Origin of the sequence: Chitinophaga polysaccharea (genome assembly GCF_007829335.1) — a bacterium.
Lineage (GTDB): Bacteria > Bacteroidota > Bacteroidia > Chitinophagales > Chitinophagaceae > Chitinophaga > Chitinophaga polysaccharea_B.
This window is the reverse complement of sequence record NZ_VIWO01000003.1, coordinates 109,003-132,924: the sequence shown is the minus strand read 5'-3', so window position 1 is coordinate 132,924 and position 23,922 is coordinate 109,003. Positions and strand designations below refer to the sequence as shown.

Sequence of the window (23,922 nt, the reverse complement as noted above, 5' to 3'; positions counted from 1 at the left end):
TGTGATTAAAACTTCAGGTTAGCGCCCAACGAAATCGTTCTTACATTAGGATAAGAAGAGCCGTTATCTGTATTCAGTTCAGGATCCCACAACTTAAACTTGCTGAAGGTGAGCAGGTTGATACCATTGAGGTAGATAGCCGCATTCCGGATTCCTATGCGCTGTAACCAGCTGCCAGGGAGGTTATACGCCAGCTGCAATTGCTTCAGCCGGATAAAGCTCACATCTTTCACCCACCAGGAACTGGCCTGTGTATTGTTTTTGTTCTCTGCTTCGCCATAGGCAAGTCTTGGATAAAAGGCATCCTGGCGGGGATTGTCCTCTGTCCACCGGTCGGTAGCAATACTGAAGGCGTTGGTAACGCCGCCACCACCGTTGAAAGGAATCACGGCACTGCCGGATAACAGGCGGTCGGCATCGGATAAGCCCTGGAAGAGGAAAGTGAGATTGAAACCTTTATAGCTGATATCCGCTCCGAAGCCATATACCACGGCCGGTATATCGCCGCGGCCAATTTTTGTAACATCGGCAGAGTTGATGATGCCATCGCCATTCAGGTCTTTATACTTGATATCTCCTGGCTTTACCTGGGAGCGGTCGCCGGGTACCGCGCTTTTATCTATCTCCCCCTGATCTTTAAACAATCCTTCTGCGATATAGCCATAGCGGGCGTTTACATTGTTGCCGCGATGCTCCATCCAGGGGTATAACTGCGGCGGACGGTCATCTTCTATCAGCTTATCCTTATTCCAGGTAATGTTGCCCCGCACATTTACGGCCACCTGTCCTATCTTCATACGGTATTCGAGGTTAGCATCCAGTCCCTGGTTGTCGACTACGCCCAGGTTACCAAACTGCTGGTTCTCCAATCCCATAAACATCACGTTAGAAGCACGCTGCAGGAAGATACCGGTACGATGTTCTTTAAATACGTCCAGGTTCACTCTCAGGCGGTCGCCCAGCACCACCATTTCCACGCCCAGGTCTTGCTTATTGGACACCGACCAGCGTACATCTGTAGCGTAGCGGTTAATACTGATACCGCGTCCGTTATCTACGAAACCGGTTCCATATTTATAAGTATTGTCGTTGGTATTCAGGTTGGTGATATACAGAAACCTTTCACGCGCACTACCCAAACCGGTGTTCCCATTGGAGTAACGGAACTTCAGAAAGGAGATCGCGTTTTTCAGCGGTTCAAAAAAGCGTTCGTTCGATACTACCCAGCCCACGCCAATAGCGGGGAAGAAACCATAACGATTTTTCGGTGCAAATAATTCTGAACCGTTATAACCAAAATTGAACTCCGCAAAATAGCGGTCATCGTAAGAATAGGCCGCCTTACCCGCTATGCCCAGGTAACGTTCGGGGATAGAGTTAATGAAATCGCCTGCCAGTGTATTGGTCTTGTCGCTGGAATAGAACAATCCCAGACCGGTAACATGATGCTTACCAAATCCGCGATCGTAGTTGATAGCAGCTTCTGTATAAAACTGCCGGCTGGTTTGACGATCGTTGTTGGCGTTGTCGAATCCCAGGTAATCATCTCCCACAAAAGTTTTAATCAGGTTCAGCGAACCATCTGGTTTGTAGGGATTATTCATGTCCGGGTAATACGTATCCTCTCTTTTGGAACGGATAATATAGTTCTGGTTGTAGGTATCAAACGCAAACATAGCTGTTACCGATAATCCCGGTGTAAGGGCTCTCAGGTCCTGGGTAGCGCGGATATTGGAATACAGCTGGTTTTTAAACTCATTACGGTATCCACGGCGGGTCAGGTCTGCATAGGGGTTGCGGAAACCACCGTTGGCAGATTGCCCGGGTACCAGGTTGCCCGGGTACATAATAGGATAAGCTACCGGAGAAGCATCCATGGCGCTCTGGAAGATATCGTGGCTGGGAATGCCGGGGTAGTTACCATTGGAGAAATATCCCTGTATACCTACATCCAGTTTAGTTGTTTTAGTGACTTTCAGGTTGAGATTGGAGGTGAAGTTGTAGCGGTTGTACTTTAGGGAAGAGTTGTACTTCGACAGTTCGTCTGTTTTCAGGAAACCACTTTCATTAAAGTAGCCGAGTGATACGTAGTACTGTGCATTTTCCACGCCACCGCTGGCATTCAGGTTAGCGTTGCGGGTATGGCCGTATTTATTAAATACGGCGTCCATCCAGTTTACGTCGGGGTACAACAACGGATCGGCGCCTGCTTTTGTTTTATCAATTTTTTCCTGGGAATAGATAGGATTCTGGTTACGGCCGGTAGCCGCTTCATTGGCCAGGTTCATATAGGTAATACCATCCAGCATTTTAGGCCTTTTGGTAAAAGAATTAACGCCTTCGTTGTAGTCAAAATAGATCTGTGGTTTACCTACCTTACCGGTTTTTGTTTTCAGCAGGATAACGCCGTTGGCCCCACGTACGCCATATACGGCTGTTCCGGCAGCGTCTTTCAGGATAGTAAATGACTCAATGTCTTCCGGAGAGATATTATTGATAGCACGTTCTACGCCGTCTACCAATACCAGTGGTGTAGATTTGTTGCCGTCGCCAAAGGTAGCAATACCGCGGATCCAGATGTCGGCGCCGCTTTTGCCGGGCTCGCCGGAGCGCTGTACACCTACTATGCCGGATATACGGCCCGCCAGCATAGTAGAAATATCTGATGCCGGCTGTTTGAATTCACTGGGATTGATGGTGGACTGCGCCCCCACCAGGCTTACTTTACGCTGGGTACCGAAGCCCACTACAGCTACTTCTCCGAGCGATTTGCTGGCAAGTTTCAATTGCAGGCTGATCACTGTTTGGCTACCTACCGTTACTTCTGCTGTTTCATAACCGATAAAGCTAAAAGCCAGTACCGCATTATCCGGATTCACCAGGATTTTGTATTTACCTTCCGCATCGGTGGTGGTCATGGTGCTCACCCCTCTAACGGCTACGCTTACACCGGGGAGTGGTTTACCGGTTTCATCCCTGATGATCCCCGACACCACTACTTCCTGGCGGGCAGGGCTACTAATGGATGATGCCGGTGTATTCAATTTACTGATGACGATAATATTATTCACTTCCGCGAATCCCAGCGATTTATGCTGCAATAATTTTTCCAGAACATAGTCGAGTCGCTCGTTGGAAAAAGAGTGCCCGTCTACTTTATAGGCACGGATCAGTTGCCGGTCGTAGGCAAAGGTGATCTTCGTATGCCGGTGCAAATCGCGCAATGCTGATTCCAGGCTACCGCTTTTCAGGGCGATGGTAACGCTGGTTTCATGGAGGATTTGCCCTTGTCCTGCGTATACCGGCAATAAGGTCGGCGCACAGGTTAGCATTAAAACGATGACCAGCATTCGTTTTTTAAATTCTTTTACAATTTTCTTCATACGTGGTTAGGCATTAATTGTTAGCATTAACAAAAGGTTCCATTTACGTGGCATTGCTGTCTTTTTTTGCGTTTAGCTTTTGGTGATATATTTATTTATTACTCGTAAATCACGGTATGCGGGCTTACTACCCGTACTTTCAGGTGATGGATAGCTGCCAGTACCTGCGCTGCTTTTCCCGGATCCATGCCGGTTGGTAGTTCTGTGGTATACCGGGTCGACTTCACATGATCTGCTGTAGTGCTGATGCTGATGCCAAAGTTCTTTTCCATCAGTATTACCATATCATCGAACGATACGTCGTTAAATACCAGTCTGCCTTCTTTCCATCCAGGTAAACTTTCGTCTACCGAGGCCACTCTCATTTGCCGGTTTGTTTTATTATAGATGAGTTCCTGGTCGCGTTCCAATACCTGTAGCTGCTCGTGGTTGGTGGCGATGCGTACTTTTCCGGATACCACGCCTACGGTGAGCGTCTGCATGTCTTTATAAGCCGCTACATTGAAGGAAGTACCGAGTACCGTAGTGCGCACAGGGCCGCTTTCTACGATAAAAGGCAGGTCGGGGTTCGTTTTCACATCAAAGAAAGCTTCTCCATCAATGAGTTGCAGGGTTCTTGTTTTGGATAGATCCTCCGGTACCCGGATGGTAGTACCGGCGTTCAGGGCCAGCAGGGAGCCATCTCCGAGGTGAATGGTAATTCTTTCTCCCACGCGGGTGGTATAAGTGGCATAACGTGGTGCAGTGCTGCGAGAATGAAGCATCAACCAGGTGGCGCCGGCGCCGGCCAGTAACAATATAGCTGCCGCCGCCCTGACCCAGGGCCGTTTGAGATAAAACGTTTTAGCCACTACAATTTGCGGTTGTATACCCCGCCATATTTCCTGTTTTACCCGGGCTTGTTCTGCTTCGTCCATATTGGGCAAAACATCGGCATCAAACAGTTGATACCACTGCTCTACCACCTGTTGCTCCTCCCCGGAGGTATGCCCCAGCATATATTTCTTAAAGAGTTGTCTGATTTTACTGACTTCCAATGCCTGCGATTTTATTACTTATCTGAAAAAATTTGGTCTGGTACTAGTCTGCTGAAAAAAAAATTTTACCCGCCAGTCTACCGCACATACTTTTCCCCGGTTGAATCACAACCAACAGAAAACAGGTGACAAGGATAGTAAGGAACGGATTAATGGTTATTATGTACGTGGAAGAACAGGTAAAGCAATACCAGGGTCCAATCGCCCGTAGAAGAGGCTTTGAGGGAGGTACGGAGCCTTTTCAGCGCATCCGTCAGCTGGTTTTTCACCGTTTGCTCCGACAACTGGAGCATATGCGCAATATCTGCAATGGTATGATCATCTTCCCGGCTCAGGCGGAAAATCTGTTGCATCCTGGCTGGTAGCCGCCCTATCTCCGCTTCAATACGGGCCTGCAACTCTTTCGCTTCCAGGGTATCTGCTGTTATTTGATTTTCAAAAGTGTCGAAAAAACCGGCCCGCTTAATTTCTGTGGCGGTAAATGCATAGTGACTGATCACCCGGTACCGGATGGCGGTAAACAGGTACCGTCCCAGATCTCCTTCCTGCTTCACGCTGATCTCCTGCCTCCTTCTCCATAAAGTGATCATCACTTCCTGCACTATATCTTTTGCCTCATCCTTATCCACCCGCTGACAAGCCTTTAAATAAAGGGCCTGCCAGTATTTATCATAAATAGATTCAAATGCGGCTGTGTCATCTTGCCTTATAAGCTGTAGTAAATCACCATCGCCCATCATTATTGCGCATATTAAGTGGCCAAATACCCCGGAAAAATAGTGATAATCTTTGGGAAAAGCAGAAAGCTTAAAGCAGAAAGCAAAAAGCTATTGCTGCGAATGACCAATGCGATTTATAAATATTCGCTAAGATCAGTTGCAACAATAGCTTTTTGCTTTTTGCTTTCTGCTTTAAGCTTTCTGCACCCTATTGCTTATCCCACCACACCCGGCTGCTCAGGTCATCCGGGCCACCCAGGCGTTGCACGGCTGCATCATAATGTGCTTTATTCAATAATGCTTCCCTGGAAGGATACCCATGGCGACGGGGAATTTGCCCATCACGGGTTTGTGCATTGGCAGGCGGCTGTAGTCTGGGAAAACCTGTTCGTCTCCATTCATACCAGGCCTCCCAGCCGTTGAGGAACAGGGCCACCCATTTTTGGGTACCGATCTGCTCCAGCGCATGGGCAGGATCGTAGGCTACACCAGGGGTAGCAATGCAGGTGGCATAGGCCGCATCAGTGTATACGCCAAACTGTTGCAGTGAATATTTAATACCATTGAGATAATAAGTAGCGGCATCGATATCATTGCCAGGTATCCAGCCCAGTTTCACCGCTTCTGCCAGCGCAAACTGTACTTCAGCAGCGGTATACACATACACCGGCGATTCCGGCTTACGCATCCCCGCGCCCAGCATAGACATGGAGCCGAAGTTGGTATTGATGACGCCATAAGGCTGCCCGTGATATAAACCATCTCCCGCTTTATCGCCAAACTTCGGTAGGCGGGGATCATTATTGGCCAGCAACATATCTACCAACGTCTTGGACAACGCATAGGGGTTGTTGTCTACCCGCCAGCTGTACGACCAGTAGTTTTCATTATTCTGATCGCCTGCCAGGTAGTTGTACACCACGTTGTCTTTATTATCCGTGATCACGCCATCGGCCAGGGCAGCATTAAATTCCGTCTTTCCTTTAACAGCATCTATTTTCGACAAACGCAGGGCCATCACCAGGCGCATAGTATTGGCAAACTTTTTCCATCTTGACGGATCGCCGCCGAATAAAATATCTCCCTTTACATTTACCCCTCCATCAAACTGCGCCGCCGCCGCTTTTAATTCTTTGAACAGATCATTGTAAATATCCTGTTGCCTGTCGTAAGCCGGGGTAAGATTATCGTTGCCTTTCAGGGCTTCAAAGTAAGGGACATCTCCCCAACGATCGGTCAGGTGTAAAAAGAAATACGCCCGGAGGATACGCGCCACCGCCAGCTGGTTGGCATTGGAGCCAAATGATAGCGCCTGGGCCTTCCTGGCAGGATCCGAGTTAACGCTGATCACTACCTGCAAATCATTTAATGCTCCCTGGTAGTAACCAAAATCCCAGTTACCTTTTACGTATACCCCTTCCCGTTGGTAAGTCATTTCAGATAAATGCTGCGCGTATAAAGGCGCTTCCCGGATAGGGCCGCCGCTGCTACCGCCAATGGTAGAGGCCATGTCCCTGATAATGTTGGTGAGCAAATAACCGGTGTAAGGCTTCGTAGGCATGTTGGGGTTGGTATTAATGTCCCCAAAATCGCCCGGCTTACATCCATATAGTGATAATACCAGCAATAGTATATAAGTAATATATTGACGCTTCATAAGTAAATGTTTTGATAGCCTACAATACCAGTTTCAGATTAAAGCCAATGGTGCGGGTAGCCGGCACCTGTCCTCTTTCTTCCCAGAAACTTTCCAGTTCGGACGTGTCAATACCTTTCAGGGCTGTATAAATCAACCACGGATTCTGTGCATACAAGGCTACATTCAGGCTGTTGACGCCCAAACGCCTGGTCCAGGGCTTTGCCGCAAAAGTGTATCCCAACCGCAATTCCCGCAGCTTTACATAACTGGCATCGAAAATAAATGGCGGCGCTACTTTGTTAAACAGGTAAGTCCAGTAATACGTACGTGCTTCCACGTAGCCGTTAAACGGCGTACCGTCGGCCAGCACGCCATCCGGCTTGATACCGCCACCCTGGGCTACCGGCAAACGCCAGTCGATACCCTTGTCGTTGGTGCCCACAGTAGCCGGATCCAGGCCTGTGCCCAGCAGGAACATCTTGGTGAGCGATAGGAATTTACCGCCTACCTGGTAGTCGATGGAAAAACTAAAGTCGAAATTCTTATACACAAAGGTGCTCCCCAATCCGCCGGTAAATTTAGGCAAGATAGAACCCAGTGGCTGATTTTCGTTGGTCAGGTAAGCACCGTTGGCGTTGAGTATAGGTTTACCATTCGAGGCGCTTTCAATTGGTTTGCCATTGGCATCTTTGGCCTGGTAATACTGGAAGGTTGGCCCTACGAGCAGGCCCCATTCAGCGCCCTTGCGGTGATCCAGCTCCAGTCTTAATCCATTTTCCCGGGAGGCTGCCAGGTAGTTGTCCATATTGGCGGCCAGGTCAATGACCTTCGATTTGTTGGTGGCGATGTTGGCATACAGGTCCCAGCTGAAATCGCGGTTTCGTATGGGGGTAGCCGTTATAGCCAGGTCCACTCCTTTACTCTGTATTTCACCCAGGTTGGTCAGGTAGCTGTTGTAGCCATTGGTTTCGCTGATCTGCAGGCTGGCCACCTGTTTGGTATTCTTATTTTTGTAGACGCTCACATCAATGCCTACACGGTTATCGAAGAGCTTCAACGCCAGCCCCGCTTCTATGCTGGTGCTCAGCGAAGGCGACAGATGAGGATCTATCAGCTGGTCGGGTGTATTCAATGCCGGGGAATTGCCATAAGGATTTTGCAGGTTATACCCGGTGTTGATGGCGTAGATACCGGCATCCGATCCGGCCTGCGCCACCCCTAATCTTACTTTACCAAAGCTCAGCCAGTTACTCTTCGGCAGCAGCTCTGTAAAAATAAAGCTACCCGATACGGAAGGATAGAAATAATAATTCTTCGCAACGGGTAAGGTAGACGACCAGTCATTACGCCCGGTTACATCTATATACAACAAATGCCTGTATCCCAGCGACACCTTACCATATACACTGCGTACTTCCTGTTCAAAGTAATCGTTGAAGGCATTGGGCCGCTGGTTGGAAGCATTGATGGCGTAGAGGTTGGGCACACTTAATCCGCCCACGGTGTTGGCTTCATTACGGGTCATTTTATAATGACGGATATTGCCGCCGAGCAACGCATCTACCGACCAGTCGCGTAATTGTTTGTTGTAGTTTAGGGTCATTTCGTAGTTGAACTCACGCGGCAGCGAGGAGCCGGATTTGTACCAGTCCTGCTTTACCGTACCGGATGCAATGCGATCGTCGTAGTCATCCACCATAATATCGGCCCGTACCAGCGACGTTAACTTCAGGTTAGGCAAGATCTTGTAGTTGAACCCGGCATTACCAAACACGCGAAAGTTGGAGTAGCGGCGATAGCTTTCATAGTACACGCTGTAGGGGTTATCGCGCTTGCGGGGACGTAAGGCGGTAGCAGAATCATTACCGTTGGGACCCAGGATATTCCAGGTGCGGTAGGTGCCATCCGGTGTTTTGTAGGGCCTTAACCGCTTCATGTCTACGGAGCGTTGAAACTCCTGGTTAAACTGGGCCATGATGCTCCGCTGGTTGGAGTTACCACCGTCATAGGGTTCGGCAATCTGTTTGGTGGTCACAACGTTGATGTCTGCAAAAACAGAAAACTTATCGGTTACATCAAACGTACCGGCGAAGTCGATAAAATTACGTTTACGGTTGGCATTGGGATAAATAAGATCCCGGTACTGATTGGCGTACGACAGGCGGTAAGACGCCCGCTCAGAGCCACCGGAAAAAGCTACGCTGTTGTTGAGATTGATGCCGGTACGAAAAAAGTCGCGGATATTATTGGGATGCGATACAAAGGGTGTTTCCTTACCAAAATCTTCGCCGGGGTACCAGCTAAACCATTCTCTTACCATGGTGCCATCCATTTTCGGGCCCCAGCTCTGGTCCATATAATATTGCACCATTTTTTGCCCGTCAAATCTTTGCCAGTCGGCCGGGTGTTTGTTGGGATCAAAATGGAATACATCAAAATTGGTATTATCTCCTGCGCCGTAAATATTCTGGTATTGCGGGATCACCGACAGCTTTTCGAAAGCGGTACCGGAGTTGACTTCCACCCGCATGCGCTGATTCCGTTTACCTGTTTTGGAAGTCAGTAATACAGCACCGGCAGCAGCGCGGATACCATATAGGGCGGTAGCGGCAGCGCCTTTCAGCACAGAAATAGATTCTATGTTGTCGAGGTTAATATCGGTATGGGAAATGATGGTACCATCCAGTACATAAATCGGGGAACCGCCTCCCAGGCTGTTGGCGCCGCGTATCCTGATACCGGCATCGCGAAAAGTGGAGCTGGGAGCGCCTACCAGCTGAGCGCCTGCAATCTTTCCTGCCAGCGCTGTTTTGAGGTCAGTGATCTTGCTGGTCCCCACCTGCTCGCCGCCTATTTTCTGTACGGCATATCCCAGCGAACGTTCTTCTCTTTTGATGCCCAAAGCGGTTACCACTACTTCTCCCAGTTTTTGTAAATCCCCTTCCATGTTAACGTTCAGGGTACCTTCTTCCGCAACAGGAACTTCCTGCTTTTTGGAACCGGTTAAACTGAATACGAGGGTAGCTGGTACGCTTTTCAGCTTAATGGTATAGCGCCCGTTTTCATCGGTAACAGTGCCGTTGTTGGTGCCCTGCTCAATGACAGTTACACCGGGAAGAGGGCCGTTTTTGTCGGTAACGATACCGCCGGTTTTCTTCGTGGGCCTGCCGGGAGCGGCATCCTGCGCCGCACCCGGTAAGATGACGATCACGCCCGACTGTTCATTTACTACCGATTTCGTGTTTTTCAATATACTGGCTAATATCTCACGCAGGGATTTGTTGTCGTATACCTGCCGGTTTACCGGGAAATTCTTTAGCTGGTTGGCATTGTAGGCAAAATTGAGCCCGGTTACTTTTTCAATTTCTTTCAGGGCGTCCAGTGCATTGCCGGCGGCAATGGTCACATGGGGGATTTTTTTGTCGAGCTGCGCGCCGGTTTGCCCTACCATGGTAGTGCTCCAGGCCAGGGGCAGCAGCCATAAAAACAATCGGAGTACTTTTGCCCTAAATAATTGGCAAATAGGTATCCTTTCTCTAATTTTAGAAATGAGAATCATGAGCTTACATTTTATGTGAGAGTTTTTCAGCAGCATTCGTTAGGGCGAATGCTGTTTTATTTTACATAGACGTGAATTTTGTTTTGGTCGTCTTTTTTATCGAACCGCACATTACTAATGGTTTCTACAATGGTCAGCACCTGCGGCAGGGGCGTGCTGGCGTTGAAGGTGATTGTCCGCAGCGAATCGTCGGGCAACGAATGCCGGTCAAATGTTACCCCGTAAATCATTTCCAGCCGCTCCAGGATAGCTGATAAAGGTTCTTCCCGCATGATGATACGGCCGCTGGTCCATTCATCGCCCTGTAGTCCGTCATCATGGCTGCTGGTAAAATGGCCGGTTTGGGCGTTTACCAGCATCATATCTGCTGGCAGCAGGTTGCCCAGTACTTTGCTGGTGGTACCTATCTGTACCTTTCCTGTTTTCACCGTAATCTTCACCGTATGGGCACGGGCATATTTCATGACATTAAAAGAGGTGCCCAGCACCGTTGTGCTGATACTGTCGGTAAGCACCCTGAAAGGAATAGTAGCGTTGGTATGTACGTCGAAGAAGGCTTCTCCCTGGTGCAGCGTAACTACCCGGTCCTTTTTATTAAAGGCGGTACTATAACTCAGCCGGGTACCGGCATTTAATATAATAATGGAACTATCGGGGAGCATTACCCGCTTTTGTTCCCTTACCCCGGTGCTGATCCACGTAAGGGCTACAGGCGTATTAACGGAGCGCTGTTGCCATAGCCAGGTAATACCGCCCAGCAATAAGAGCGTAGCTGCGGCCACGGCAATGCGGGCCATGCTGATAATGCGACCGGTAGGTGGCGCAGGCGCTTCCACCCTTGCCATAATGCCGCTGAGCAGACGTTGTTGCGCCTGTTGTCGCTCTTCTTCCGAAGCAAATGGCGTAGCCTTATTCTCCTGACTAAGCCGATCCAGGAAGTCCGCTATTTTTTTGTCTCTTCGCCGCATAATAACCGGTATGTGTATACGAAGACAATTGGGCCGTTACTTTTTGATCAGGCGATTCTCGTATTTAACATTTCATTAACAAATACTATTTCCCGAGAAGTCGTCGCTTTACATTGGCGAGTTGATTACGAACGGTATGTTCTGAAAGGGAGAGTTGATCGGAAATTTCTTTAATATTATGGCCTTCCAGGAGATAAAGGCGCGCAATGGCCCTCATTTTTCCAGGGAGCGTCTCCAGGTGGGAAAGTAAGCGCTGTATATAATCTTTCCGGTCTATGGTAGCATCTTCCTCTGCCAGCTGGCTCATACTATTGAACAACGCCTCGTAATGCGCGTTTTTCACTGCATTGGCTTTTAGAAAATTATAGATCCGGTTTTTAAGACTTTTATAGAGATAGGCTTTTACATGATGGTCTATACTAAGACGCTTCCGCCGGTCCCAGATATGCAAAAAAAGTTCTTGTAGTATATCTTCTACCGGCGCTTTGTCTTCCAGTATCTTCCAGGCATACCCATACAACTCCTCCCAGTACCGCATATACAATGCTGTAAAGGCCTCCATGCTATCCTCCTTGATAAGATGAAACAGTGCTATGTCTGTTAAACGGGTTGTCATATATTGAATGATCGCACCTGACGAAATTACTTTTATCCGTTTACCGGGTAAACGAATGTTACATTATTAAAACATTAATTAAGTTGGTCTGATTTATGCCATAGGGGGGCAATGTAGCGCAGACAATGCTTTTCATAACGGCTGAAATTATATTTTGGTTGTACAACGTTTCTTTTTGAAAATTAATCAAATTGTAAGAAGAAATCTGAAAAAAATGACATTTCAATATCCCGATTACCTTATATACCACTATACCAAAGAAATCTTTTTGTTTAAATTCGTATCATGTCAATAAACAGTAACCGGAATCTGTCGCAGCGAGTACAAGGAATGGTTCATAATATTGTCGGTGATCCACTTCATTTTTCCCTCGAGAACCGCATTTTTAATACCATTTGCGCCATCGCTATCTTTATTATCACTTTTAATATTCCTTATAACTATGCCACGGGCCTGACCGTCACTTCCCTGATATTTTCGATCCTGACGCTGGTATTCGGCTTTATCTATTACCTGTCGAGGTGCCGGAAGCAGGTAAACCTGGGAGTTGCCCTGGCGGTGATCAGCACCAACGTGATGTTTGCCGTCAATTACTTTTACAGCAGCGGCATCGAAGGCGCTTCCTTGTTATCTTTCACCCTGGCCTTTTTCCTGACCATGTTGATTTCCCCGAGTAAACAATATTACTGGTGGCTGGCCTTCAACCTGGTGACCGTGATCGGGCTAATTTGTTATGAATACTATTACCCGGGGGCCATATTGAACGTCTATCACACCCGGGGGGATATTTTTGCAGATATGACGCCGACTTATATTACCTGTATATTGGCCATTTTTGTGGGAACCGTCTATCTGAAAAATGCATACAACCAGGAGAAAAAAAGGGGGGAGGAAAAAAACCGTAAACTCGAACTGCTGAATTCCGAAAAAAGTAAACTCTTTTCCCTTATCTCCCACGACCTGCGTAATCCCCTGGCCTCCATACAGTCATACCTGCAGCTGATGCGGGATATAGAGCTCGATGCGGAAAACAAGGCCCAGATAGAAACAGAGCTGTTGTATGTGGTGAACAGCACCCAGGAAATGTTGTATAACATCCTGGTATGGTCTAAAACTCAGATGGATGGACTTAACACCCATCTCACCCCGGTAGATGTGGCTACAGCCATACACCCTATCCTGAAAATCAATAAAATGGCAGTGGCTAAAAAGAAGATCGCCCTCGATATTAATATAGATGCCTCCATCAAAGTAATGGCCGACATGAACATGCTACAGCTGATTGTCCGCAACCTGGTAGGTAATGCAGCTAAATTTACCCCTGCCGGCGGAGCTATTTACATCCGCACCAGCAGAACCGCCGATGCCAAATGCCGCATTGAAGTAAAAGACAGTGGTAAAGGAATCGATCCGGCCAGGCAGGCAGATATATTTTCGCTGAAAGTAAGGTCCACCTTCGGCACCGACAATGAAAAAGGAACTGGCCTGGGATTATTTCTCTGCAAGGAGTACACCTTAGCGCAACAGGGACAGATCTGGTTTGAAAGCAATGAAACAGGTGGCAGTTCCTTTTTCCTGGAACTTCCCCTGGCCGGTAATTAACCCGGCTACTCTACCGGGCCACAGGCCTGGCTCTTAAGGCGGTCCAGGTATCATCGATAGACACACTGCTGACAGCTTCCAATCCCACTTTTTCAAAGGCCCCCCATACCGTTTCTCTTTTGATATCGCTTTTAATACTGCCAGTTCCTTTGGGATAACAAGCCCAATAGATACAATCGGGCTTCCCCGCTCCTACAGTAGCCTGTACGAGTTGCTCCAACTCCTTTTGGGTTGTGGCAAATATCTGCACAAATTCGTAGGCCCCTTTCTTTTGGGCCACCGGACGCTGGTCGTAAACCACGTCCCCGATTAAGGCGATATATACCTCCGGCGCATTTACTATTAAAGCACTGCCGGCCTTATGAAAGTATAATTTCTTCAGTACTGCTTCTCCCGACATTGTTTTTTAATTTAAATGTAGGGCAATTTAAAAAAACGGCCACTTACAAAAATGACTGCCCGATAACCGGACAGCCACTTCATCTTTCAACATTAGATATCACAGAAACATTCCGCCAGAAGCCTCAATACGCTGGGCGGTAATCCAGCAGGCTTCTTCGGTACACAGGAATGTCACAATTCCGCCGATATCATCTGGTACGCCGGTACGGCCCAGTGCCGTTTGCGACTTGATATGCGCAATGGCCTCGGGGGCATGCTCAAATACGGACCTGGTAAAATCTGTTTCAATAATGCCGGGGGCTACTACATTGGCGGTAATACCACGACTGCCCACTTCTTTGGCCAGGTAACGGGTAAATACTTCGATACCGCCTTTCATGGCGGCGTAGGCGGCGTATCCCGGCGTAACAAACCTGGCCAGGCCAGTCGATAAGTTAATGATACGTCCATGGTCGTTGATAAAAGGCAATGCCTTTTGCGTCAGGAAATACACGCCTTTTAAATGCACCTGGAATAGTTCATCAAATTCCTCTTCCGTCGTTTGTGCAATCAACGCCCTGCGATCGATACCTGCATTGTTGACCAGGAAGTCGAACCGGCCATTACCGTTGTCCTTCTCCAGGTAGTTGGATAAAGTAGCGAAGAACGTGTCAAATGCTTTGGTATCTGCGGTATCCAGCTGAAAGGCAGCCCCAGATGTTCCCATCTCCAGGATAGCCGTTATCACCTTCTCTGCTTCTTCCTTATTGCTTTTATAAGTGATCAGCACCTGGTAGCCCTGTTGTGCCAGTCGCAATGCCATATTTTTGCCTAATCCGCGGCTACCGCCGGTAACCAGTGCTATTTTGTTTTTCGTTGCCATTTGTTTGTTTTTTGATAGACCAAATTTCCGGCAAACGGGTTAACTGTTTGTGGTGATAGTTTAAGTATTTATGGTGAGTACTTAAGTATTTTGCCATGAGAAATAAAGTGGGTAAAATGGGTGCAGTATATTTGACAAAGCATTTAACTATATGGATAATACCCTGTTCCGCTTTGCTGGCGCCAATATTGGCCGTTTCTATATACCGCCCTTTACGGTGAGCCCCGGCGAGGTAGTTATCATCGGCTTCCCCGGCGGCCCCTACTTTATGGAAACGGTTAGATTAATGGTGCCCCAACTCCAGGAGATATACCCTTTCACTTATGCAAAAAAAATTGGACCCAGGTCTTTATGGCACAAATTGATCCCCGAAACGGTGCAGTCCTACGTGACAAAAAATGGGAACCCCTATCATCCAATTATCCGGGAGATATACCAGCTACCAAATGTTTATCCCCACAGCGATATACACGAGGTTAATGCGAACGATCGGGCAATTATCCAATTGTGTTGCGCTTTATCGCTTTCCAACGTTGTAATGGCCGACTTCCAGGCGGTGGGAGTAGCCAGGGAAGATTTATTCCTGGAGCTGGTCACGCAACAGGTGCAACGTCACCAGGGCGCAGCTTTATTATTCGACGAGTGCCGGGATCTTCAACACCGGTGTACCCGGTTTATTACAGCAGAATACCTGGGAGATACGTTATAACGCGGTTTTCTGGACAAACTGCTGTACAAATTCGCTGTATGCATCTTTCATGGGCAATTCGGTATTGCTAAACAATTGCCGTCTTTTTGCGGTGACCGCTGCCTGAGTTTTTACATTAAAGCCTTCCTTTTCCACCTCTGCCCAATAAATACCGGTTCCCCGCTTCTGCCATTGGGGTAAATCATTGAAGTTGACGCCGTAGGAAAATAACAACTCGTTCTTATCCGCCGCGCTGGCGCCGGAGAGTCGCTGGGTGGCTTCATTCCGGGAGTAACCATCCTTTCTGAGACGCCAGTAGCAATGCGCTTCCAGGGCATTGCGGCAAGCATCTTCATTACGCCAGCGAAAATAGTCTACCACCAGTCTCTCATGGGGAAACTGGGAAATACGGCAGTCGAAGGCGGCTACACATCCCAGCAACATAGAAAACTTAGCGCTGGCTTCTCCAGCCAATATGGAATGATACTTCCTGAGCTTGCGTGAAAAGGCAGCTTCGTTAAAATCAAACAGCAGCGAAATTTCATCGCTTTGGGTATAACCATATACTACGTGAAAGCCGCAATTCATCAGGTGTTGCGTAGTGGCAATCATGTAATCCCTGAACCGCTCATCAAATGGGGCTTCAAAGGCGTGTATTTCTTTAGTGAGGCGGGTAAATCCTCGTCCATCAATCCTGGCTACCATGTACATTTCCGGTAAAACCACCAGGTCGTGCGCAGTTTCATACAAGCGCATCTTCTCATCTAATTCATCAAATTTCATTTTTCCAGGGTTTAACGACAAATAGATTATCAACAATTTCTACGAAATATAACTCATCAAATCCTTCTTCCGGCGAAGGAAGTTCGAGGCGGTTATAAGTACCGCGGATTCCTACTTCCGGGATCAATGCTTTGCCGGAGCGCTGGCTGTTTCGCGCCATGGCACGTGCCAAGGCCGACTGAAAATAATATCCCGTTACTTTAAATTTGTGTTGCCTGGCCAGGGCAATATACCGGGCGCGGTCGGCCCGCGCCGGGTTCGTATTATCAGATACGAAAGCCTGCTGCATTGAAAAGCAAAGTTCAAGGAAACGGCTTTCCTTGTTGCGCGTATGCAGTTGATCCATAGAAATCCGCATATGCGTATCGAAAAACCGCTCCCGGTAAAAAGAAGATTTACCCGTGGCCTGTATGCCACAAAAAATTACTGCTTCCATCTGTTATTCACTCATCTTTTTAACAGCCAGGTTCGACAATGTAATCAATCCTGCACTCGCAATAATAGCCCCGCCTACAAACGGAAAGCCAGCCCCTATCAGATCCGCCATGCGGGCGGAGAACAGGAATTGCAGGCAGAAAAACATGCCCGCTACCCCTAATCCTATCGCGGTTAATGCACCCCATTTTACGAGCGAGCACATAAACCGCTCCTCCTCTTCCACGATCTTGGAAAGCGCTGTTAAACCAGCACCCGCGATGATAGCGCCCCCCGCAAACGGAAACCCTGCGCCGATCAGGTCTTCATGAAGAGCAGAAAAAAGAAACGGAAAACAAAAAAGCATACCGGCGGTACCGGCGGCGATGGCTACCAGGGAGGCCCATCTTACTACAAGTGTGATCATAGAATATTGGTTGGGATAGATACTATTACTATTTAATATAGCGTGTGCGAAAAAATATTACGTTCCACTAATACGATAAACGCAGCGGCGCTGCCCTGATGGCAAATGTTCAGTACGTGTGATATGCGCCTTCTTTCCAAGTACTTCGGTAAACATCTCCTGTTCCGACTGGCAAAACCATTGACAGCATTTGGCCGCAGCACGAATAGGGCAGTGATTTTCTATGAGCAGAAAGCTATCACCTTCTTTTTGAAACTCCGCCATGTAACCATCCCGTTTACGGAGGTCAGCCAGCACACGTACTTTGCTCTCCAGGTCTTTACTGTCTTTCAACGCCTCGCGGTATTTTTCCACGATGCCCTGTGCGGTGGCGCGTAGTACTTCCCCCATTTTTTCCGGCGACAAGGTGCTGCTCATCGTACACAGCAGGCGGGTGGCCAGGTCCTGGTGCCTGTCCGGAAACCGGGCATGTCCCGCTTCTGTCAGCGACCATATCTGCTTGGGTCTTCCCCTGCCTTTGGCTTCCGTGCTGGCCTCTACCAGGCCTTCATTGGCCAGTTTAAGCAACTGGAAACGCGCGCCCTCCATCGTTATCTTTAACTCCTCTGCCACCACACACAAGGCCTGTGGCCCTTTTGTCTTCAGTATCCAGATGGCCCGGTCGTTGTCCGGAAAATTATTATTCATAATAAACAAAGTGTTTATTTGGTTTATTCGACAAAGATACTATCTTTGTTCCACAACTAAAACGAAACGTGGTAAACCTACTACAGGCCTGGTATACAGACCGTGGCAGCGCTTGCGTTTTTCCCATCTGTCAGCTGGCCGGGCCCTCCGGCTGATAGCTTGTAATAATAATGCGGTCGCCATACATCCGGCACTGCCTGCTTTTATTTACACATAAAATCCATTGCGATGAAAATAGCGATATTAATCGGGAGCATACGCCAGGGAAGGCAGTCCCATAAAATAGCACATCATCTTCAGCAGGCGTTACAGCAACGGGGCCTGACCATCGACCTGGTCGATCTGGCCGGCGTTCAACTGCCCCTGCTGGAAGAACGCGTAGGCAAGCATCCACAACTACCACATACAGCACAGGAACTCAGCAACCGGCTCCATGCAGCAGATGCTATTATTCTAGTAACACCGGAATATCACGGGAGTTTTTCCGGCGTACTGAAAAATGCATTGGACTACTTCTACGCCGAATTCAACAAAAAAGTAGTTGGTACGGTAGGCGTCAGCGCAGGAAAATTTGGCGGGATCAATGCTGCATCACAGCTGCAGCAGGTCATCCTCAGCCTGGGCGCATTCCCGCTGCCTACCAAATTGCTGGTACCAGAAGTATACGGCGCATTCAATGAAGGACACGAACTGACGAATGAACACACCACCCGGTCGGCACAAAAATTCATCGACGATTTCTACTGGCTGGCATCTGCCGTCCAGGAGAAAAAACAATTACAACCACTCGCCGTATAACACCCAGATATAGCGGAAGAAATGGGCTTCTTCCGCTATATTCTTTCCCCAATTTTTATCCCCCAGGAGCAAAAAAATTGTGATATCTTGCTCCCCTTTACAATATTTGCAGTACGGATTCGTCTCCAAATGGAAAACCTTTTTTAGCTGCATACCGCCAAACACACACCTGTTAAGATGAAACAAGAAGCTGGTACTAAAAAGAAAGAAGCCGGCATATTCAGTTTGCTGCAACCATATATGGGCATGGTTGCACTGCTCATACTGTTTACGCTGGTGAGCAATGGGCTCAACCTATGGCTACCCAAAATCATTGGAAATGGAATTGACGCCTATGGACACGGCACCTTTCAACTCCAACCCCTACTCATAAAATTTATGGTAGCGGTCATCATCATCCTCACCTTTACCTACCTGCAGAACATCATACAAACTTATGTGTCTGAACAGGTAGCGCGCAACCTGCGCACGAAAATATCCAACAAAATATCCGGGCAAAGCTATGCCTGGGTAGAACAGGCCAACCCTTCCCGGTTGCTGACCAACCTCATTGCCGATGTAGACTCCATCAAATTATTTGTTTCACAGGCCATCGTTTCCCTGGTATCATCCCTGTTCATTATTATCGGCGCAAGCATCCTGCTGTTGACCATTAACTGGAAACTGGCACTGGCAGTCATTGCCACCCTTCCTGTTATCGGCATCACCTTCTTCCTGGTTTTACGCAAGGTAAGGGCCCTGTTCATGAAAAGCCGGGAAAACATGGACTGGCTCAACAAAGTCATCAATGAAAGCATTCTCGGCGCAGCCCTTATCAGGGTCATTAATTCCCAGCAACTGGAATACGAAAAATTCCTGGATGCCAATGGCAAAGCGATGGGCTTCGGCCTGTCAATTGTTCGGCTGTTTGCTGGACTAATTCCCGTAATCACCTTTACCGCCGGTATTGCCGGGTTGATTATCCTGTCGCTGGGCGGCCATTTTGTGATCACCAACAGCATGTCCCTGGGCGATTTTGCGGCGTTCAACAGCTACCTCGCACTACTCATCTTCCCGATCCTGGTAATCGGCTTTATGAGCAACATCATTGCGCAGGCTACCGCCTCCTACCAGCGAATCAGCACCGTGATCAATATGCCCGACCTGATGCCCGGTGGTACGCTTACAGCGCAGTTAAAGGGAGATATCTCCTTCAACGGGGTGACCGTCAACTACGGTCAGAAACCAGTGCTGAAAGACATCAGCTTTTCTGTAAAGGCTGGTTCAAAAGTGGCGGTGATCGGTCCCACCGCTGCCGGGAAAACGCAATTACTCAACTTACTCACCGGACTCCTGAAACCATCATCAGGCTCCGTGCTGGTTGATGGCCACCCGGTAACAGACTATAACAGCGAATCCTTCCACAGCCAGGTGGGCTTTGTATTCCAGGATAGTATCATTTTCAATATGAGCATCCGCGAAAACATCGCCTTCAATGATACCGTTACCGACGAAGCCCTGGAAAAAGCGATCCAGGCCGCCGAACTGAAAGAGTTTATCAACAGTCTCCCTGACAAACTGGACACCATCGTTTCAGAAAGAGGAGCTAGTCTCTCCGGTGGACAGAAGCAACGGATCATGCTGGCCCGCGCGCTGGCCGTGAATCCTAAAATATTGCTGCTCGACGATTTCACTGCCCGCGTAGATACCAATACCGAACAAAAAATCCTGCGTAATGTACAATTGCTGTACCCTGGTATCACCCTGTTGTCTGTTACCCAGAAGATAGCTGCCGTAACCCACTACGACCAGATTATCCTGCTCATGCAGGGCGAAATTATTGCCGGTGGTACGCACCAGGAACTGATGCTCACCAGTCCTGAGTACATCCAGATTTTTAACTCCCAACAAAGCACCAGCAACTATGAATTACAATCTTAATAAATATACCGGCAAGGAGCATAAAACGTCGAACTATACGGCGTTCAGAAACCTGCTGCAATTAATTTCTCACGAGAAGAAAAACCTGGTGGTGGCCTTGTTAGCTATCCTGCTCAACTCTACCCTCAACCTGTTGGGTCCATTCCTTATCGGGTATACCATCGACCACTACGTGCAACATAAACAGTATCATGGCGTGCTGGTGTTTTCCGGCATCCTGCTGGCGATGTACCTGGTAGCGCTTTTTACCAGTTTCTTTCAAACAAAGCTGATGGGAAGTGTGGGACAAAGAACACTGTTCACCTTGCGGAATACGATCTTCAGCAAAATACAGCAGCTGCCCGTAGCTTTCTTCAACCAGAACAAAGCCGGCGATCTCATCTCCCGGGTAAACAATGATACTGATAAACTCAACCAGTTCTTTTCCCAATCACTGATGCAGTTTGTGGGCAACATCGTTACCATGATCGGTGCAGGTGTTTTCCTGCTGATCATCAACTATAAAATCGGCATTGCCGCACTGGCGCCTGCTTTGCTAATCCTGCTATTTACCCGTATCCTTTCGCCCTGGATTAAGAGAAAGAATGCGGCCAACCTGAAAACGGTAGGTGGTATGAGTGCAGAGATACAGGAAAGTCTCAGTAATTTTAAAGTGATCATCGCCTTCAATCGCCGCGATTATTTCCGGCAACGTTTTAATGAAGCCAACGAAAAAAATTATCAAACCGCTATCGGCGCAGGTTTAGCTAACAATATCTTCCTTCCTTTCTATGCCATGTGCGCCAGTATAGCGCAATTGTTGGTGCTCACGGGAGGTATTTACCTGATCAGCGAGGGAGAATTCAGTATAGGCTTGCTGGTGAGCTACCTCGCCTACGCTACCTATTTTTATAATCCGCTGCGGCAACTCGCTACGCTCTGGGCCAACTTCCAGGTGGCTATGGCGGGTTGGGATCGTATCGCCGAAATACTGGAGCTGGAAACAGACCTGGTCACCATTCCCGATACCGCGCAGCCATCCCTTTCGCCGGCGCTGCTGGAGTTCAGAAATGTGCATTTCGGTTACCCGGAAGGCAGGGAAATATTGCACAACATCAATTTATCTTTAGAGAGAGGCAAAACCTATGCGCTGGTAGGACCTACCGGCGGAGGCAAAACTACTACCGCCTCCCTGATTGCCCGCCTGTATGATCCTACCCAGGGTACCGTTTTGCTGAATGGGAAAGATATCCGGGCTTATGCCGCAGATGAGCGTTCCCGGAAAATCGGGTTTATTCTCCAGGAACCTTTCCTATTTACCGGTACCGTAAAAGAGAACATCCTGTACGGCAACCCTCGTTATAAAGATTATACCAACGAACAACTCACGGAAGCGATCCGCGAAGCTAACCTGGAAAAGTTGCTGGCCATTTTTGAAAACGGGCTGGATACCAAAGTGGTGTCTGGCGGTGATGGTGTGAGCTTAGGGCAAAAACAACTGATTGCCTTTATGAGAGCGGTGCTCCGTCAGCCAGACCTGCTGATCCTTGATGAGGCCACTGCCAATATCGACACCGTTACGGAACAACTGCTGGGAGAAATCCTTGAAAAATTGCCCGATACCACTACCCGTGTAATCATCGCACACCGCCTGAATACCATCGAAAATGCCGATGAGATATTTTTTGTCAACTCCGGGGAGGTAACGCGTGCCGGGTCCCTGCAAAATGCCATGGAAAAATTGCTGCATGGTGTGAGGGAGAGTTAGTTCTTTTTGTACTACCCGGTAAAGAATATATCTTTGCTGGATAAAACAACCATACATGTCGGGCAGGCCAAAAATATTCGATAACGAGGAAGTCATTTCCAAAGCGGCGGAAGTATTCTGGCGCCAGGGCTATGAAGCTACGTCCACAGAAGATTTGCTGGCCGCCATGGGAATTGGTAAAGGTAGTTTTTACCTTGCCTTCAAAGGTGGTAAGAAAGAGCTGTATGAGAAAGTGCTGGAACAGTTCGACCAGGCTGCGGTGAGCCGGTTCCGGAAAGAGCTCGATGCTGCCGCAGATCCTGTTGAATACATCCGGGAATTCTTCCGGAGCATCGCACGCCAACCCAAAAAGGTACATCAAAAAGGGTGCATCTTCGGCAATGCAGTCGCTGAATTATCCAATATAGACCCGCTGCTGATGAAGCAGGCAGCCCATCACCTGCAGGAACTGGAAGCCAATTTCCTGGAAGCGCTGCATCGCGGCAAACAACAAGGCATCCTTACTTCTAAACAGGAGCCCGCCCTGCTGGCCCGGCTGCTGCTCAACAACTGGAATGGGCTGGGTATTACCCGGAGGATGTACCCCGACAGTGAATCACTCTCCACATTGATTGAAGCACAACTCAGCATACTTGATTAAATGCTTCCCTGCGGGAAATGCAATACCTTTGCGATAGCAATCAAACGTTTCGTTATGCCACATATACCCATTTACCAGGTAGATGCCTTCACAGACGAATTATTTAAAGGAAACCCCGCTGCCGTTTGCCCCCTGGAAGCATGGCTATCCACCGAAGTACTACAGCTCATTGCAGCGGAAAACTTCCTGCCCGAAACAGCTTTTTTTGTCCCCACCGGCCAACCGGGGCACTATGAATTACGCTGGTTTACCCCTGAAATAGAAATGGATCTTTGCGGACATGCCACTCTTGCCAGTGCACATATCCTCATGAACCACCTGGGCTGGGATATGCACCAGATTACCTTCCACACCCAAAGCGGTATATTGATGGTATATAAACAGAACGAACGCCTGGTGCTTCAGTTCCCCGCAAGACCGGCTACCGCAGCTTCTCTCCCTCCTGAAATAGCAAAAGGCATGGGCGTATATCCCATGGAGGTGCTCAAAGCGAGAGACTACCTGCTGATTTATCATGACGAAGAAATTATCCGTAACCTGCGCCCGGACAGAAGTATTCTCGACCAGATCAATCTCGACCCCGGCGGAATTATCGCCACCGCCAAAGGCAAAACAGTCGATTTCGTATCCCGCTTCTTTACCCCACAGGCCAGCATCTTCGAAGATCCAGTTACCGGCTCTGCACATTGCTCCCTCATTCCTTTCTGGAGTCAGCAGCTGGGCAAAAAAACAATGACGGCGTTGCAGCTGTCTGCCAGAACAGGCAAACTTTATTGCGAAGACGCCGGGGATAAAGTACTGATTGGAGGGACGTGCAGGACTTACCTGGAAGGAAATATTTTTGTGGCGTAAACGGCGAAGGTTTGTTACGCAGATTGGTTACGTAATGTGTTATTATTATTGCTACGTATATTTATTAAAAACCCAATTATCTGTACAAAATTGCTGTTAAACTCACTGACTATAAAACTGTCTTTGCCCATGAAAAAAACAACACTCCAGTTATACCCAAAAGTGCAATAGCAGCCTTT

20 protein-coding genes are annotated in these 23,922 nt (G+C 48.3%); 7 read left to right on the top strand and 13 right to left on the bottom strand.

What is annotated here, in order from left to right; genetic code table 11:
• Positions 1 to 5: 5 nt before the first annotated feature.
• From FHW36_RS12215 to FHW36_RS12185, 7 genes are all read right to left on the bottom strand, one after another.
• Positions 6 to 3,383, bottom strand: coding sequence for a SusC/RagA family TonB-linked outer membrane protein (locus FHW36_RS12215; RefSeq protein ID WP_145668373.1), 3,378 nt, complete (start codon positions 3,381 to 3,383; stop codon positions 6 to 8).
• A gap of 98 nt (positions 3,384 to 3,481) precedes the next feature.
• Entirely contained in the window at positions 3,482 to 4,420 is a 939-nt protein-coding gene (locus FHW36_RS12210; protein WP_145668363.1) for a FecR family protein, read from the bottom strand.
• A gap of 149 nt (positions 4,421 to 4,569) precedes the next feature.
• Positions 4,570 to 5,160 (bottom strand): RNA polymerase sigma factor, encoded by a 591-nt coding sequence (locus FHW36_RS12205; RefSeq protein WP_145668353.1) that lies wholly within the window; start codon positions 5,158 to 5,160, stop codon positions 4,570 to 4,572.
• Positions 5,161 to 5,347: 187 nt separating this feature from the next.
• Positions 5,348 to 6,796, bottom strand: coding sequence for a SusD/RagB family nutrient-binding outer membrane lipoprotein (locus tag FHW36_RS12200; protein WP_145668342.1), 1,449 nt, complete (start codon positions 6,794 to 6,796; stop codon positions 5,348 to 5,350).
• Positions 6,797 to 6,815: 19 nt separating this feature from the next.
• Positions 6,816 to 10,268 carry a SusC/RagA family TonB-linked outer membrane protein gene (locus FHW36_RS12195; RefSeq protein ID WP_186452404.1) on the bottom strand — a complete coding sequence of 1,151 codons (3,453 nt, stop codon included), beginning with the start codon at positions 10,266 to 10,268 and terminating at the stop codon, positions 6,816 to 6,818.
• A 125-nt stretch (positions 10,269 to 10,393) separates the two neighbouring features.
• Positions 10,394 to 11,305 (bottom strand): FecR family protein, encoded by a 912-nt coding sequence (locus tag FHW36_RS12190; protein WP_145668322.1) that lies wholly within the window; start codon positions 11,303 to 11,305, stop codon positions 10,394 to 10,396.
• An 85-nt stretch (positions 11,306 to 11,390) separates the two neighbouring features.
• Entirely contained in the window at positions 11,391 to 11,921 is a 531-nt protein-coding gene (locus FHW36_RS12185; protein WP_145668310.1) for an RNA polymerase sigma factor, read from the bottom strand.
• Between the two features lie 285 nt (positions 11,922 to 12,206).
• Between FHW36_RS12185 and FHW36_RS12180 the strand changes: the two genes are divergently transcribed.
• Positions 12,207 to 13,523, top strand: coding sequence for a sensor histidine kinase (locus tag FHW36_RS12180; protein ID WP_145668300.1), 1,317 nt, complete (start codon positions 12,207 to 12,209; stop codon positions 13,521 to 13,523).
• A gap of 10 nt (positions 13,524 to 13,533) precedes the next feature.
• Here the strand turns inward: FHW36_RS12180 and FHW36_RS12175 are convergent, their stop codons facing one another.
• Positions 13,534 to 13,923, bottom strand: coding sequence for a hypothetical protein (locus FHW36_RS12175; protein WP_145668297.1), 390 nt, complete (start codon positions 13,921 to 13,923; stop codon positions 13,534 to 13,536).
• Between the two features lie 99 nt (positions 13,924 to 14,022).
• Positions 14,023 to 14,787: an SDR family NAD(P)-dependent oxidoreductase gene (locus FHW36_RS12170; protein WP_145668294.1), complete on the bottom strand. Its 765-nt coding sequence runs from the start codon at positions 14,785 to 14,787 to the stop codon at positions 14,023 to 14,025.
• Between the two features lie 151 nt (positions 14,788 to 14,938).
• Between FHW36_RS12170 and FHW36_RS12165 the strand changes: the two genes are divergently transcribed.
• The gene (locus tag FHW36_RS12165; protein ID WP_145668291.1) at positions 14,939 to 15,496 is read left to right on the top strand and encodes a hypothetical protein; all 558 of its coding nucleotides are present in this window, start codon (positions 14,939 to 14,941) and stop codon (positions 15,494 to 15,496) included.
• On the opposite strand, the gene FHW36_RS12160 is transcribed toward FHW36_RS12165, so the two are convergent.
• Genes FHW36_RS12160 through FHW36_RS12145 form a run of 4 tightly spaced genes read right to left on the bottom strand, consistent with a single transcriptional unit; the run spans position 15,491 to position 17,786 of the window.
• Positions 15,491 to 16,258: a tRNA(His) guanylyltransferase Thg1 family protein gene (locus tag FHW36_RS12160; RefSeq protein ID WP_145668288.1), complete on the bottom strand. Its 768-nt coding sequence runs from the start codon at positions 16,256 to 16,258 to the stop codon at positions 15,491 to 15,493. The genes FHW36_RS12165 and FHW36_RS12160 overlap by 6 nt on opposite strands.
• Positions 16,248 to 16,694 (bottom strand): AAA family ATPase, encoded by a 447-nt coding sequence (locus tag FHW36_RS12155; protein ID WP_145668285.1) that lies wholly within the window; start codon positions 16,692 to 16,694, stop codon positions 16,248 to 16,250. Before FHW36_RS12155 ends, FHW36_RS12160 begins: the two co-directional genes overlap by 11 nt.
• A 3-nt stretch (positions 16,695 to 16,697) precedes the next feature.
• Positions 16,698 to 17,099 (bottom strand): hypothetical protein, encoded by a 402-nt coding sequence (locus tag FHW36_RS12150; RefSeq protein WP_145668282.1) that lies wholly within the window; start codon positions 17,097 to 17,099, stop codon positions 16,698 to 16,700.
• Positions 17,100 to 17,156: 57 nt separating this feature from the next.
• Complete coding sequence (locus FHW36_RS12145; RefSeq protein WP_145668279.1) at positions 17,157 to 17,786, bottom strand: helix-turn-helix transcriptional regulator; 630 nt, start codon at positions 17,784 to 17,786, stop codon at positions 17,157 to 17,159.
• A 228-nt stretch (positions 17,787 to 18,014) separates the two neighbouring features.
• Between FHW36_RS12145 and FHW36_RS12140 the strand changes: the two genes are divergently transcribed.
• From FHW36_RS12140 to FHW36_RS12120, 5 genes are all read left to right on the top strand, one after another.
• Positions 18,015 to 18,584, top strand: coding sequence for an NADPH-dependent FMN reductase (locus tag FHW36_RS12140; RefSeq protein WP_145668277.1), 570 nt, complete (start codon positions 18,015 to 18,017; stop codon positions 18,582 to 18,584).
• Between the two features lie 177 nt (positions 18,585 to 18,761).
• Positions 18,762 to 20,504, top strand: coding sequence for an ABC transporter ATP-binding protein (locus tag FHW36_RS12135; RefSeq protein WP_145668274.1), 1,743 nt, complete (start codon positions 18,762 to 18,764; stop codon positions 20,502 to 20,504).
• A complete protein-coding gene (locus FHW36_RS12130) occupies positions 20,488 to 22,251 on the top strand; it encodes an ABC transporter ATP-binding protein (protein ID WP_145668271.1) in 1,764 nt (587 codons plus the stop codon). Before FHW36_RS12135 ends, FHW36_RS12130 begins: the two co-directional genes overlap by 17 nt.
• A gap of 55 nt (positions 22,252 to 22,306) precedes the next feature.
• On the top strand, positions 22,307 to 22,891 hold the full coding sequence (locus FHW36_RS12125; RefSeq protein ID WP_145668268.1) for a TetR/AcrR family transcriptional regulator: 585 nt from the start codon (positions 22,307 to 22,309) through the stop codon (positions 22,889 to 22,891).
• Positions 22,892 to 22,945: 54 nt separating this feature from the next.
• Entirely contained in the window at positions 22,946 to 23,743 is a 798-nt protein-coding gene (locus tag FHW36_RS12120) for a PhzF family phenazine biosynthesis protein (RefSeq protein WP_145668265.1), read from the top strand.
• The last annotated feature ends 179 nt before the right edge of the window (positions 23,744 to 23,922 follow it).